We start from the raw sequence: 14,106 nt of genomic DNA, 5'->3' as shown, positions 1-14,106 counted from the left end.
GTCGGACACACGAACTCGCGTACGCTGACCGTTCACTCGCGTGTCGATGCCGGACCCCGTTGGACGCCGCACAGCGCACCACACCCCGCGGCTCCACGACGCTGGTCCGCCGAACGCGGGGGGATCACCTGGGAGGTACATGCATGGCGGGGACGAACGCGGCCACGGCCGGGACCCCTTCGCCCTGGCAGCGGCTGGGCGCCGTCTCCGGCGGTGCCAACCGCTGGGTCGTCCTGGCGGTTCTCTGCGTCAGCCTGGTGCTCGTCGCCCTCGACGCGACGATCCTGCACGTCGCGGTCCCCTCCGTCACCGAGGACCTCCGTCCCGGGCCGATGGAGCTGCTCTGGGTCGTCGACGCCTACCCGCTCGTCTGCGCCTCGCTGCTGATCCTCTTCGGCACCCTCGGCGACCGCGTCGGCCGCCGCCGCATCCTCCTGCTCGGCTACGGGCTCTTCGGCGCCGCCTCCGCGATCGCGGCCTTCGCCGACAACGCCCAGGTCCTCATCGCCGCGCGCGCCCTGCTCGGCATCGGCGGCGCGATGATCATGCCCGCCACCCTGTCGATCCTGCGGCAGGTCTTCCCCGACCGCCGCGAGCGGGCGCTCGCCATCGGCATCTGGACGGCCGTCGCCGCGATCGGCGCGGCCAGCGGCCCCGTCCTCGGCGGGTTCCTCATCGAGCACTTCTGGTGGGGTTCGGTCTTCCTCATCAACATCCCGCTGATGGCGTTGATCCTGCCGCTCGGCCGCTGGCTGCTCCCGGAGTCGCGCGGCTCCGCGGACGGGCCGTGGGACGTGCTCGGCGCGCTCATGGCCGCCGCGGGCGTGCTCGGCGCCGTGCTCGGGATCAAGCGGCTCGGCGCCGAACGCCACCTCCTCGACGCCGAGGCACTGGTGCCGCTGCTGACCGGCGCGGTGCTGCTCGTGCTGTTCGTGCGGCGCCAGAAGCGGCGCGAGCACCCCCTGATCGACATGCGGATGTTCTCGCGGGCGGCCTTCTCGACCTCCGTCGCCTGCATCGTGCTCGCCATGCTGGCCCTCGTCGGCCTGGAGCTGATCGCCGTCCAGTACCTCCAGCTGGTGCTGCACCTGAGCCCGCTGGAGACCGGCCTGCGGCTGCTGCCGCTGACCTTCGCCGCGATGGCCGCCGGCGCGACCGGCTCGTACACCCTGGCCCGCGTCGGGCCGCGCACCATGGTGTCCCTGGGCTTCGTGCTCACCGGCTTCGCCGTGCTGCTGCTGACGCTGATGGGCCAGCAGGACCGCCCGGTGCTGCTCACCGTCGGCTTCGTCCTGCTGGGCTTCGGCCTGCAGACCACCCTGTTCGCGGCCTACGAGTCGATGCTGAGCGAGGCCCCGGCCGAGACCGCGGGCGGCGCGGCCTCGATCGGCGAGACCTCCTACCAGCTGGGCGCGGGCATCGGCATCGCGCTGCTCGGCAGTGTGATGAACGCCGCGTACCGGCCGGGCCTGGCGTCCGTGCCGGGGGTCTCGGCGGCCGACTCCGCGGGCGCCGCGAACTCCCTGGGCGAGGCCTACCAGATCGCCGCGGCCCTCGGCGGTCCGGCGGGCGCCTCCCTGCACGCCGCCGCGCGGCACGCCTTCGTGCACGGGCTGCACGTGACCCTGCTGGTCAGCGCGGGTCTGCTGTTCGCCGGGGCCGTCATGGCACTGAAGCTCCCGCGGGTGATGGACTGCGGTGCCTCCGCCGACGAGGCCGAGCCGGTGCGGCTGCCCGCGCAGGCGAAGGGCGAGAAGGTCCGGCCCGCCGCCGTGGAACAGGCCGGCTGACCGCGCCGGCCCCGCCGGGAGGGGCTGGATTTGAGGGCCCCGGGCCAATAGCGTCGGCCGGGCGCGGAAAACTTGCGCCGCTAGGTTCCAGCTCAGGCCGCCGGGAGGCCCCGTGTCCTTCGTACCCACCGATCCGCTCGGGCTCGACGAGCTCCTCGGACCCGAGGAGCTCGCGGTCCGCGACACCGTCCGCTCCTGGGCCGCGGACCGTGTGCTGCCCCACATCGCCCAGTGGTACGAGAGCGGGGAGCTGCCCGCGATCCGGGAGCTGGCGCGGGAGCTCGGCTCCCTCGGCGCGCTCGGCATGTCCCTGGAGGGCTACGGCTGCGCCGGCGCCAGCGCCGTGCAGTACGGCCTGGCCTGCCTGGAGCTGGAGGCCGCAGACTCCGGCATCCGCTCCCTGGTCTCCGTCCAGGGCTCGCTGGCCATGTACGCGATCTGGAAGTACGGCTCGGAGGAGCAGAAGCAGCGCTGGCTGCCCGGCATGGCCGCGGGCGAGCTGATCGGCTGCTTCGGCCTGACCGAGCCCGACGTCGGCTCCGACCCGGCCGCCATGCGCACGTACGCCAAGCGCGACGGCGGCGACTGGGTCCTCAACGGGCGCAAGATGTGGATCACCAACGGCTCCGTCGCCTCGGTGGCCGTGGTGTGGGCGCAGACCGACGACGGGATCCGCGGGTTCGCGGTGCCCACCGACACCCCCGGCTTCTCCGCGCCCGAGATCAAGCACAAGTGGTCGCTGAGGGCGAGCGTCACCAGCGAGCTGGTGATGGACGACGTCCGGCTGCCCGCCGACGCGGTGCTGCCGCACGTCACCGGGCTCAAGGGCCCGCTGGGCTGCCTCAGCCACGCGCGGTACGGGATCGTCTGGGGCTCGATGGGCGCGGCGCGGGCCAGCTTCGAGGCGGCACTCGACTACGCGCGCACCCGCGAGCAGTTCGGCAGGCCGATCGGCGGCTTCCAGCTCACCCAGGCCAAGCTCGCGGACATGGCCCTCGAACTCCACAAGGGGATCCTGCTCGCCCACCACCTCGGCCGGCGGATGGACGCGGGCACCCTGCGGCCGGAGCAGATCAGCTTCGGCAAGCTCAACAACGTCCGCGAGGCCATCGAGATCTGCCGCACCGCGCGGACGGTCCTCGGCGCCAACGGGATCTCCCTGGAATACCCCGTCATGCGGCACGCCACGAACCTCGAATCGGTGCTCACCTACGAGGGCACCGTCGAAATGCACCAGCTGGTGCTGGGCAAGGCGCTCACCGGTCTCGACGCCTTCCGGTGAGGGCCCCGCTCAGCTCTGGTTGAAGAAGTCGCGGGAGCGCCCGCCGGGCTCGCCGCTCACGATCTGGGTGTCGGCCGGGGTCAGCAGGAAGACCCTGGTCGCCACCCGCTCGATCGAACCGCGCAGACCGAAGGTCAGTCCGGCGGCGAAGTCGACCACGCGCTTCGCGTCACCCGGGTCCATGGACGACAGGTTGACGATCACGGGGACGCCGTCGCGGAACAGCTCGCCGATGCCGCGCGCGTCCCGGAAGCCGTCCGGGGTGACCGTGGCGATCCGGCGGCCGTGCTCCACCGCCGACTCGGAGGCCACCTTGACCCGGGGGTCGGTGACCCACTGGTCACCGGGGCCGGCCACCGATCCGTGAGCGGCCTCCGCGTAGTCGTCGTCGTAGTAGCGCTCGTCGTCGCCGTCCTCCACGAGACCCAGCCAGGCACTCGCCTTGCGCACCGAACCCATGGACTGCCTCCTTTCACCGCGGTCAGTCTGTCTTCTCTCCGCTGCCCCTATGCTCGTCCATGATGCTGACAACGCGCCAAGTGGATAGTCGCCGCGCAAGTGTTTCGTGACGGTACTGGTGCAGAACATCCGTTGCACGGACAAGGATCCCGGTCGCTACCGCTGCTGACTGAGTGAAAATACGACTGCCACCGCCGTACGGGTGGGCGGCGGGGACGTACGGGTGAAGCGCGCGGGTCGATACGATGCCCGGCAAGCACGCGCACGACTCACGGGGGAAGCGGTTTGTTCGGCATAGTCAGACCTTGCACGCACCGGCTGGGAGAGCGGTTCAAGACGGAGTGGATGGCCCATCTGTGCGGGCTCTGCCTGGCACTTCGCGGGGACCACGGGCAGTTCGCCAGGATCGTCACGAACTACGACGGTTTGCTGGTCTCCGTTCTGACGGAGGCTCAGTCGGGTCCCGTGCCCGGGTCCCGGCGCACCGCCGGACCCTGTCCCCTGCGCGGCATGCGCACGGCTGCGGTCGCCAAGGGCGAGGGCGCCCGGCTCGCGGCCGCCGTCTCGCTGGTGCTGGCCTCCGCCAAGGTGCGCGACCACGTGGCCGACCGGGACGGCCTGTTGGCCCGCGCCCCGATCGCCGCCGCCGCGCGCCGGGTGGCCCGGGGCTGGGACCGGGCCGGCGCCCGCACCGGCGCCTCCCTCGGCTTCGACACCGCCGTGCTCGTGGACGCGGTGGACCGGCAGGCGGGCATCGAGACGCTGGCCGGCCGCGGCACGCCCGTGCTCGTCGTCACCGAGCCGACCGAGACGGCGACGGCCGCCGCCTTCGCCCATACCGCGCAGCTCGCGGGCCGGCCAGGCAACGCCGCGGCCCTCGCCGAGGCGGGCCGGTACTTCGGCCGCCTCGCGCACCTGCTGGACGCGGTGGAGGACCAGGGCGCCGACGCGGTCGCCGGGGCCTGGAACCCGCTGACCGCCACCGGGACCCCGCTCACCGAGGCCCGCAGGCTCTGCGACGACGCCCTGCACGGCATCAGGCTGGCGCTGGACGAGGTCGAGTTCACGGACGCCGGACTCGCCCACCGGCTGCTCGTGCACGAGCTGCGCACCTCCGTCGACCGAGCCTTCGGCACCGGCAGCTGCGGCCACACCGTCACCGCATCCACCGGACAGGGCCCGAACCCGTACGGGCAGAACCCGTACGGCCAGACCCCCGGCACCCCCTACGGCGGCGCGCCCCACGGCGGGAACCCCTACGCGGGCGGCCCCCACGGCCCGAACGCCCCCCAGGCTCCCGGCGGTCCGGCCGGACCGCCGCCCGGGGGGCCGGGCGGCGGCTTCGGTGGCGGCGGCTTCGGTGGTGGTGGCGGTGGTTTCGGCGGCGGCGGTCCGCACCAGCAGCGCCCCCGCCGCGGGCTGCTGGCCGGCTGCGCGGTCGCCATCGGGCTCTTCTGCACCTGCCAGATCTGCTGCACCGAGCACGAGGGCCCCTGGTCGCGCAAGAAGCGGGACCCGTGGTGCGACGCCTGTGAGTGCTGCAACTGCTGCCGGCCGAACTCCTCCCCGACCGGGGGCTCCGGCGGCTCCGGGGGCGGATCCGGCGGGGGCGGTGGCGGCGGTGGTGGCGGGGGCTGCTGCGACTGCAACTGCTGCTGCGACTGAGGTCGCGTCAGCTCCGGCCGCCCGGACGGCGTATGCGGGGATTCCCGCCCCGGCCCGCGTGGAAGGGCTGAGCGGGATGAGCGACGACGCAGACGATCCGCACCCGGCCGCCAGGCGGACACGGCGCGTGCACGGGGCCCCGGCGGCGTCCGGCCCGTGCGCGCCGCTCCCGTCGTGCGCGCCGCTCCGGGCCGACGGTGCCGCACGTGCCGCCGGATACCCGGAAGGTCGAATTCCGGCCGTTCCGGGGCCCCGGCGCGCCGCCGCCGGGGGAGCCGCCCGGAGGGTTGTCTGCGACCCGCCCGCACACCGGCACGGCGCGCCCCGGGCGGACCGGTCCCGGCCGGCCGCGACGGCGTCGCGGACCGCGCCCCGCCCGCGCCGCGAGCGGCGTGCCCGGCCCGCCGACGCGGCGCCCGGGAGCGTACGGACGCCGGCCCGCCCCCGTCCGTACGCCGCGGGAGCCCGACTCCTGACGGGACGTCCGGCACCGGCCCGCCCGGAGCCTCCCGCCGCGCCCCGCCCCGACCGGACCGGCCAGGCAGTGGCGCGATCCGGTGGGAGCCCGCAGTCCCGCGCGGCCGCGGCGGCCGGCCCGCGCGGGAGCGCGGCACGCGCCCCCCGGGCGGCCTTTCGCGCGACCGCCGCAGGACATCGGCGGCGCCCTCCGCGGCACCCCGGGAACGGCATATCCGACGCGCGGGGCGCGAGCACCGCGGATCCCGACCGGGCTTCGCCGCGCCACCGGACCGCGCCTTCCCGCACCCCTCGCTCCGGCCCCTCCGGCCTTCCGGGAACCCGTCGCCCCGCGCGGTGACGGTGGGCCGGGAGAGGCCGAAAGCCGCTCTTGCGACCGGTATCCGACCACAGGACACTCCCGACAGCGCTTGTCAGGGACACGGCCAATCCCCGTTCGGCCCGCCGTGCCCCCGGCTGCGCCTCACGGGTCCGCGCACCCCCACGACCGCCGGGCCCCCGAACCTCTCCAGGAGGACGAGAAGTGAGGATCAAGCGCACCACCCGTAACAGGCTGCTCGCGGTGGCCACCGGCCTGGCCGCCGCCGCAGCGCTCGCCGCACCGACGGCGGCGAGCGCGGACTCCCAGGACGGCGGATTCGGCGCCGACCGGCTCGCCGCGGCCGGCGCATCCGTCCTGCGCGCCGACGTCGCGGGCACCGCCTGGCACACCGACCCCGCCACCGGAACCCTCGTGGTCTCCGCCGACTCCACCGTCTCCGCCGCCGGCATCGCGAGGATCAAGCGCGAGGCCGGAGCCGACGCCGGAGCCCTGCGCATCGAACGCATCCCCGGCAAGCTGACCCGGCTCGCCTCCGGCGGCGACGCGATCTACGCGTCGAGCTGGCGCTGTTCCCTCGGCTTCAACGTACGCAGCGGAAACACCTACTACGCCCTGACGGCCGGTCACTGCACCGACGGAGCGGGCACCTGGTGGACCAACTCCGCCCGCACCACCGTCCTCGGCTCCACCGTCGGCTCCAGCTTCCCGAACAACGACTACGGGCTCGTCAAGTACGCCAGCAACACGCCCGTGCCGCCCGGCACCGTCGGCAGCCAGGACATCACCAGCGCCGTCAACGCCACGGTCAACATGTCCGTGACCCGGCGCGGCTCCACCACCGGCACCCACAGCGGCCGGGTCACCGGCCTCAACGCCACCGTCAACTACGGCGGCGGCGACGTCGTCTACGGCATGATCCGCACCAACGTGTGCGCCGAACCCGGCGACAGCGGCGGCCCGCTCTACTCGGGCACCCGCGCCGTCGGCCTGACCTCCGGGGGCAGCGGCAACTGCTCCTCGGGCGGCACGACCTTCTTCCAGCCCGTGGTCGAGGCCCTCAACGCCTACGGGGTCAGCGTCTACTGACCCCCGGGAGCCGGCGCCGAACCGACACCCGTACGCCCCCGTCGGCACCCTGGACGTCCTCCGCCCTTCTGGGAGGATGTCCAGGGCGGCCGTGTCCCCGGGGGAAGCAGGTACCTGCATGAAACGCATCGGCGTGACCGGGCACCGGTCCCTCCCGGACTCGGTGCTCGGCCCCGTGGAGAGCGGCCTGCGGGCCGTGCTCGGCGGGCACGACGGACCGCTGGAGGCCCTCTCCAGCCTCGCCGAGGGCGCGGACCAGCTCTTCGCCTCCGTCGCCCTCGAATGCGGAGCCGACCTCACCGTGGTGATCCCCAGCGGGGACTACGAGGACGGCTTCGAGAGCGCCGAGGCCCTGGCCCGCTACCGGCGGCTGCGGACGCGGGCCGCCCAGGAGGTCCGCATGGACTTCCCCCGCTCCACGGACGAGGCCTACTACGCCGCCGGCACCTACATCGCCGACTCCTGCGACCGGCTCGTCGCCGTCTGGGACGGGCAGCCCGCCCGCGGACACGGCGGCACCGCCGAGATCGTCGCCTACGCCCGGGCCATCGGCAAGCCCGTCACCGTCCTGTGGCGCGAGGGCGTGACCCGCGACTGAGCCACGCCCCCACCCACGGCCCCCGCACTCCCGTGCGGCCGCCTCAACTGCTGTGCCGGGCCAGCCAGTCCGTGTGCTGCGGAGAGACGTACCGCTCGGTCTCGTACACCGACGACGGCCACTGCGACTCGGTGATCGTCGTCTGCATCACCACCATCATCGCCGCCAGGTCCTGCTCGATCAGACTGTGCGCCTCGATCAGCGGATGGTGCCGGCGCACCTCGTTCCAGGCGATGCCGGCCGCCGCCGCCGCACTCAGCACCCCGGTCGTACCCGCACCCGGACCGGAGTCCAGCGCCCCCAGCAACGAGAACAGCAGGGCCAGACAGGTCAGCAGCACGATCGTCCACGACCACACGTGCGTCGCCCGCCGCGACACCTCCGTCCGCCGCCGGTACCAGTTGCGCTGCTCGATCAGCCGGTCCCGGACGTACGTCTCCCGCCGCGCCTGGTAGTCGCTCTCGCGCAGCCGCCGCATCGCACCGGTGATCTCCGCGCCCTCCGGCACCGCCCCGGACGCCCGCGGATCCTCCCAGCCCATCTTCCGCAGCTCCGCCAGACCCGCCTCCAGCCGCGTCCGGTACACCTCCTCGGGAGCGCGGACCTCGCTCCCGAACGGCGCCCCGTGAACCGCGTACCGCCAGGCCAGGGACTTGATGAACTCGGCGGCACTGCGGTTGAGCTGCCACTGCGGGCGGGCCCGCCGCCGCGTCGCCCGCACCCCCACGCCCAGCACCCCCGCGTACGCGAGCGCGCTCAGCAGTCCGAAGAAGTGCAGCGGCCCCAGCTTCGGCCCCGGGGGCAGCGCCGCCGCCCCCGCCGCCGCGACCAGCAGCAGCAACTGCGCCCGCGTGGCCTGCGTGGACTCCCGCTGCCGGGAGATCGCCGCCTGGTCCGTGTGGTGGAAGAGGGCCGGCAGGTCCTCGTTTCGAAAGGTCAAGCTGTCGGTCACAGCGCCCCCCTGAGGTCGGGTGGCGGGCGGCGGGGGCCGAAGACCCCCGCCGTCCCCCGTCGGATCACACGGCGAGCGGTTCCAGGTCCCGGTGGATCCGCCGCTCGTCACGGGCGTAGCGGGTCAGACTGTGGTCCTCGCCGAGCAGCCGGGTCAGCTCGGACACCGCCTCCGCACGCAGCCGGGCGGCCTCCTCCTTGCGCCCCATCGAGTCCAGGCTGACCGCCATGTTCGAGCTGCTCGCCAGGGTCTCGGGATGGTGCGCCCCGAGCGCCTCGCGCAGCCGCATCACCGAGAGCCGCTCCAGCTCCAGGGCACCCTCGGGATCGCCCAGGTCGGCCAGCGCGTTCGCCAGGTTGAGATGGGCGAAGACCGTGTGCGGGTGGTTGTCGCCCAGGACGTCCCGCATCAGCCGGATCGTCTGCCGCAGCATCGTCCCGGCCGCCTCCGCCGCGCCCGTGCCCCAGTGGAAGACCGCCAGGTTGTTCACGGCCGCCAGGGTGTACGGGTGCCGCTCGCCCGGCACCTTCATGTACTCGTCCACGACCTCCTGCGCCAGGTCCCGCGCCCCACCCGGATCGCCGGTCGCGAACAGGTCCGAGGCCAGGTTCAGCTCGCAGGAGAGCAGGTCCGGGTTGACCGAGGTGTACTTGGCCCGGTAGCGGGCCCTGGTCGCCGTGGTCAGCCGCAGCGCGTCCTCCAGCTGGCCCGCCCTGCGCAGCGACACCGCCAGGTTCTTCGCGGCCGACAGGGTGCCGGGGAAGGCCCGCCCCAGGGTCCGCTTGTAGATCTCGTACGTCCGGCTCAGCAACTGCACCGAGTCCTCGTACCGGCCCACCTCGCGCAGGTCGCGCGCCAGGTTCTGGGCCGACGACAGCGTGTACGGGTGCTCCGGCCCCAGCACCTCCGTACGCAGGTCGTGCACCTCCTGGTCGATCTCGCGGGCTCTGGTGTACTGCCCCACCAGCCGCAGGTTCAGCGCCAGGTTGTTCGCGGCCGCCAGCGTGCGCGGGTGCGCCTCGTGGAAGATCTGGCTGAAGCCCTCGTGCGCCTCCGTCGCCAGCTCCATCGCCTGCCCGTAGTCGCCCAGCGCGCCCAGGGTGTTGGCCAGACCGCTCATGGTCATGTACGTGTGCGGATGCGAGTGCCCCAGCACCGCCTTCTGGCGCTCCAGCGTGACCTCGTCCAGCTCCTTCGCCTCCACGAACCGGCCCTGCGAGCGCAGGATGTTCGACAGGTGGAAGCGCAGGTAGAGGTACTGGAGGTCGTTGTTGCCCAGCATCTCCTTCCACGAGTCGCGCAGCTCCTCGCCGAGCTGGTAGGCGGCCTTGAAGTCGCCGCGCTTCCACAGGTAGCGCACCCGGTCGATCAGCAGCCGGCGGGTCTCCGGCTCCTTGCAGTACCGCGCCTCGGACGGGGCCAGGTGCGACCAGATGGTGTTGAACCGCGGCCACGTCTCCGGATTGTCGATCGGCTCGTCGTCGTCCGGCCGGGCCCCCGCCAGGATCCGGTGGACCGCATGCCGGGCCTCCCGCTGCTCCTCCTCGCTCAGCTGGGCCCGGATCACCGCCTGGACCAGCCGGTGCACCTGGATGCTGTTGCTGACCTGGTCGACCTTGGCCAGCGCGAACCGGCCGATCTCCCGGATCACCCGCCCCAGCACCAGCTTCTCCTGCAGCGAGGAGTCGTAGGGCTTGAGCGCGTCGATCATCTCCTTGCTGTAGAGCAGGTTCGCGGAGATCGGCTCCGGCGCCAGGAACGCGCAGAGCTGCAGCAGCCGCACCGCGGCGGGGGAGCGGGACTGCAGCCGCTCGATGGAGATGTTCCAGGTCGCCGCCACCGGCTCCGGGTAGCCGGGCGGCTGGTTCAGCGCCAGCACCCGTGCCGCCTGCTGCGCCAGCTGCTCGATGTACGCCGACACCGGCGTCGCCGTCTCCGCGATCCAGGCACCCGCCTGCTCCACGGCCAGCGGCAGGTCGCCCACCGCCACCGCGACCTGCTCGGCGTCGTCCTTGCTGAGCCCCGGGGCCCGGCGCTGGAGGTGCTCGATGGACTCCTCGCGCAGGAACACGTCCACCGGCAGGGCGTCGCCGTACTGCGACCACGACTGGTTGCGGGAGGTCACCAGCACGTGCCCCGGGCCGCCCGGAGGGAAGAACCGCTTGAGGGTCTCGGGGTCGTCGGCGTTGTCGAAGACCAGCAGCCAGCGCGAGGAGGGCACCCCGCGCCGCAGCAGGTCGATCGCCTCCTGGGAGGCGGCCGCCATGTCCTCGCCGGTCTGCACGCCCAGCCGCACGGCCAGCTCCGCGAGGGCCGCCACCACGTCGTCGGTCTGCTCCGAGGAGATCCACCACACCAGGTCGTAGTCGGCCATGAACCGGTGCACGTACTCCAGGGCCACCTGCGTCTTGCCGACACCGCCCAGCCCGAACAGGGTCTGCGGCTGCGGCAGCACCACGGCCATCCCGCCGCCGAGCTGGTCGCGCATCCGCTCCAGGACGATGCTGCGCCCCGTGAACCCCGGGTTCCGCGGCGGCGCGTTCCAGATCTTCGGGACCGTCCCCGGGAAGCGGGGGCCGGGCTGGGAGGCGCTGGCCACGCTGTCGGGCAGGGCCATCGGCCGCTCGACCGCACGCAGCAGCGCGGCGGTGGCGTGCACCTCGTCGAGCCGGAACAGGTCCACCGGGTTGCGGTCGATGTACGGGGTGGACAGGCGGACGTCGCCCACCCTCAGCGGCACCAGGTGGCGCCGGCCCCCCGTCGGATCCTCCGCGGCGGCGCGTTCCCACACGTCCACGGCCCGCGTGGACTTGAGGTACGCGCTGGAGAGCAGCACCACCGTCCGGGCGGCGGTGTCCACGCTGATGCCCGCCCCGCCCAGGGTGTCGCCGCCCGAGCCGGAGCCCGGGCCGGTGTCCGCGGGCCGTTCCGCCGAGACGTCCTTGGGGACGACCCGGAAGCCCGCGCGGGTCAGCACGGACTCTATCCAGTCCGCCCACATCCGGTTCTCCGCGACGTAGGAGAGGAAGAGGTCGGCGGGCAGGGCCGGCCGGCGCCGGGTGAACGCGTCCCGGATGCGCAGCCGGACCTCCTCGCCTATGGCCGGCATGGAGGTGATCTCGCCCCCCGTCACCACGGACGTGAGCCGTTCGAAGGCCGACAGCAGGGAGTTGGTCAGCCCCGCCTCGTCGCCGAAGGTGGCCAGCGTCTCCTCGTACGCGTAGTACGGCCGGTAGGGGATCTCCACCGCGCCCCAGTAGGAGGTCAGCTCGTCCCCGACCAGACCGCCGGGGAACCGGTCGAACTTCAGCCGGGCCAGCGCCCGCCCCGCGTCCGCCTTCTCCTTCTCGCCCTCGTCGATGCGCATCGGGACCGGGTAGATCTTGATGCCGCGGTCGTTGAAGCGCTCGTCGATCTGCCGGGCCACGGAGGCGGCCCCGTCGATCGACTGGTCGGAGAGGGTGAAGCAGTCCACGAGGACGTCCGGGAGGTGCACCGTGCAGATGTCCGCGATGTCGGACAGGCCGGTGCGGCTGTCGATCAGGACGTAGTCGTAGTTCCGCTTCATGTCGGCGCGCAGGGCGTCGAAGAACAGGCCGCCGCCGAGCCGGTTGTAGAAGTTGTCCCAGTCGAAGGTCGAGACGGTCGCGGAGTACTCGCGGTTCTGCCGGCCGGCGGAGACGAAGTCCAGCGTGCCGCCGTCCGGGAACTCCCAGCCCAGCGTCTCCGGGGTGAGGGAGACGGCGTGCGGCTGGATCCGCGCGTAGTCCTTGTGCCAGTCGTCGGCCCGCTGCACCGGACTGGTGGCGGCCCAGGCGTACTCGCTGATGAGGTCGATGACCCCGGTGGTGGCCCCCAGCGTGGACGGGTCCAGGAAGGGGTGGAAGAAGCGGTGCAGGCCGGGCGCCTCCAGGTCCCAGTCCACGGCGAGCACCCGCTTGCCGTTCGCCGCGAGGATCCAGGCGGTGTTGGCGAGCGCCATGGTGCGGCCCGTACCGCCCTTGTACGAGTAGAAGGTGACGATGCGTCCGTCACGGCTGTCGATGCTGTCACGACTCGCTGTCATCCGCGTCCCCCCGGTCGGTGTCGTTGCTGTCGTTGCCGTCGTTGTGGCCGCCGAACGTGTCGGGCGGGAAAGGGGCCGGAGGCGGTACGGGAGGCCCGCCCATCCCCATCGGCCCGAGCAGCCGAGGGCGCTCGGACTGGGTGCCGGCCGGCAGGTAGACCTGGGCGTGTCTGAGGTACTGCTGGGCCGCGGCCTCGACGACCTGCGGCAGGATCTGTCCCAGGGTCTCCATGTTGGCGACACCGTTGGCGGCGGCCCGGCACGCCGCCCGGCCCTGGCCCATCTTGACGGGCAGGGTCTCCTCCAGCCGCTGCGCCAGCTCGTTCTCCTTCGCCCGGCTCTGGTGGTCGTACCGGTTCCACGGCACGACCACGTTGATCCACGGGCGGGACTCCTGGTCGAAGGCGGCCAGGCGCTGGCGGCGGTCGGGATCCTCCACCGCCCACCGGTCCACGATCAGGATCTCCGGGCGGGTCGGCGGCTGCTTGCTGTCGAAGTGCCCGGCCTCGTCGTCGAAGGAGCCGATGCTCGTCTGGTAGTTGAGGTTCTTGACCAGCTCCTCGGCGACGTAGGCGACGGGCCGCCGGGACACCGGGTGGTACGGGTTCCACTCCAGGGCGCTGTCCCCGTAGTACTCGGGGCTGCGCCCGTCGGGCAGGTCGTGGCGGGAGGCGGCGGCCACCGTCACGTGCAGGCTGCGCGACACCCCGCCGGCATGACCGCCCGCGGGACCGAAGGCGCTCGGCACCACGCGGTAGTCCACGGGGCGGACCGGGGTGAGGCGGACGGTCTCGGCGACCCTGACGATGCGCTTGGCGAGCTCGTACACCGCTCGCTCGTACTGCTCGGCGTACCCGCGCAGTTTGATCAGGCCGTACAGCCCGTCGGTGACGTAGCGCTCGCCGAAGGTGTTGTGGTTGAACTGCAACCGCTCAGCCGGGCGAGGGAGTTGGGAGGGTGGGACCGGTACCCACAGGGCGGGCACGATGGCCTCGGCCGGCTGGTTGCTGACCGCCCCCTGGTGGATGGCGCGCTGGGCGAAGGCGAACCACTCCTTCCCGCACATCTCACTGGCGAAGTACCGGGGCGAGAACAGGGGGACGAACACCCGGCAGGTGGCGAGCGCCGCTCCGAGCCGTTCCGACCAGCCCTCGCCGCTGCGTATCTCCCGGTCCATGAAACCCGCTTCGGCCCCGGCGGGCAGATCCGTCAGTGCCATGACATGACTGCAGAGATCGCGGTAGAGGCGCTCGACCCACATGTCGGGGTCGGGCCCCCCGGCCCCGAATCTCGGTGTATGCGCGTAGCTGAGAAAGAAATACGGCTGCACTGATGCGGGCACACGCCCCCCGTCCCGAAGATGCAAAGCGAAGAAACATCATTCCGGAGCTGCTTCGCCACATCCCCTC

The 14,106-nt window shown here is 73.0% G+C and carries 9 protein-coding genes; 5 read left to right on the top strand and 4 right to left on the bottom strand.

Going from position 1 to position 14,106, the window contains the following annotated elements:
• Positions 1 to 143 precede the first annotated feature (143 nt).
• Entirely contained in the window at positions 144 to 1,790 is a 1,647-nt protein-coding gene (locus tag ACPU2J_RS07900; RefSeq protein ID WP_420081246.1) for an MFS transporter, read from the top strand.
• A gap of 112 nt (positions 1,791 to 1,902) precedes the next feature.
• Positions 1,903 to 3,072, top strand: coding sequence for an acyl-CoA dehydrogenase family protein (locus ACPU2J_RS07895; RefSeq protein WP_361604527.1), 1,170 nt, complete (start codon positions 1,903 to 1,905; stop codon positions 3,070 to 3,072).
• A gap of 9 nt (positions 3,073 to 3,081) precedes the next feature.
• Here ACPU2J_RS07895 and ACPU2J_RS07890 read toward each other — a convergent pair whose 3' ends face one another.
• Entirely contained in the window at positions 3,082 to 3,531 is a 450-nt protein-coding gene (locus ACPU2J_RS07890; RefSeq protein ID WP_361604530.1) for a cell division protein SepF, read from the bottom strand.
• 285 nt (positions 3,532 to 3,816) lie between these two features.
• Here ACPU2J_RS07890 and ACPU2J_RS07885 point away from each other — a divergent pair, with 285 nt between their 5' ends.
• The 3 genes from ACPU2J_RS07885 to ACPU2J_RS07875 all read left to right on the top strand — a co-directional run bounded on the left by ACPU2J_RS07885 (position 3,817) and on the right by ACPU2J_RS07875 (position 7,679).
• Entirely contained in the window at positions 3,817 to 5,196 is a 1,380-nt protein-coding gene (locus ACPU2J_RS07885; protein WP_423833006.1) for a DUF5685 family protein, read from the top strand.
• Positions 5,197 to 6,196: 1,000 nt separating this feature from the next.
• Positions 6,197 to 7,081, top strand: a complete 885-nt coding sequence (locus ACPU2J_RS07880) for a S1 family peptidase (RefSeq protein ID WP_365081284.1) — start codon at positions 6,197 to 6,199, stop codon at positions 7,079 to 7,081.
• Between the two features lie 118 nt (positions 7,082 to 7,199).
• A complete protein-coding gene (locus ACPU2J_RS07875) occupies positions 7,200 to 7,679 on the top strand; it encodes a hypothetical protein (protein ID WP_361604539.1) in 480 nt (159 codons plus the stop codon).
• 43 nt (positions 7,680 to 7,722) lie between these two features.
• Here ACPU2J_RS07875 and ACPU2J_RS07870 read toward each other — a convergent pair whose 3' ends face one another.
• The 3 genes from ACPU2J_RS07870 to ACPU2J_RS07860 all read right to left on the bottom strand — a co-directional run bounded on the left by ACPU2J_RS07870 (position 7,723) and on the right by ACPU2J_RS07860 (position 14,063).
• The gene (locus ACPU2J_RS07870; RefSeq protein WP_389079025.1) at positions 7,723 to 8,619 is read right to left on the bottom strand and encodes a DUF4231 domain-containing protein; all 897 of its coding nucleotides are present in this window, start codon (positions 8,617 to 8,619) and stop codon (positions 7,723 to 7,725) included.
• A 76-nt stretch (positions 8,620 to 8,695) separates the two neighbouring features.
• A complete protein-coding gene (gene fxsT / locus ACPU2J_RS07865; RefSeq protein WP_423833005.1) occupies positions 8,696 to 12,697 on the bottom strand; it encodes an FxSxx-COOH system tetratricopeptide repeat protein in 4,002 nt (1,333 codons plus the stop codon).
• Positions 12,681 to 14,063, bottom strand: a complete 1,383-nt coding sequence (locus tag ACPU2J_RS07860; RefSeq protein WP_420081249.1) for a TIR-like protein FxsC — start codon at positions 14,061 to 14,063, stop codon at positions 12,681 to 12,683. Before ACPU2J_RS07860 ends, fxsT begins: the two co-directional genes overlap by 17 nt.
• Between the last annotated feature and the right edge of the window lie 43 nt (positions 14,064 to 14,106).

Source organism: Streptomyces manipurensis (genome assembly GCF_049570255.1).
Lineage (GTDB): Bacteria > Actinomycetota > Actinomycetes > Streptomycetales > Streptomycetaceae > Streptomyces > Streptomyces manipurensis.
This window is presented reverse-complemented; position numbering and strand designations above follow the sequence as displayed.

Coding starts and splice junctions, on each gene's coding strand:
- ACPU2J_RS07890 (WP_361604530.1), bottom strand. CDS start 3,531: ATGGGTTCGGTGCGCAAGGCGAGTGCCTGGCTGGGTCTCGTGGAGGAC.
- ACPU2J_RS07900 (WP_420081246.1), top strand. CDS start 144: ATGGCGGGGACGAACGCGGCCACGGCCGGGACCCCTTCGCCCTGGCAG.
- fxsT (WP_423833005.1), bottom strand. CDS start 12,697: ATGACAGCGAGTCGTGACAGCATCGACAGCCGTGACGGACGCATCGTC.
- ACPU2J_RS07875 (WP_361604539.1), top strand. CDS start 7,200: ATGAAACGCATCGGCGTGACCGGGCACCGGTCCCTCCCGGACTCGGTG.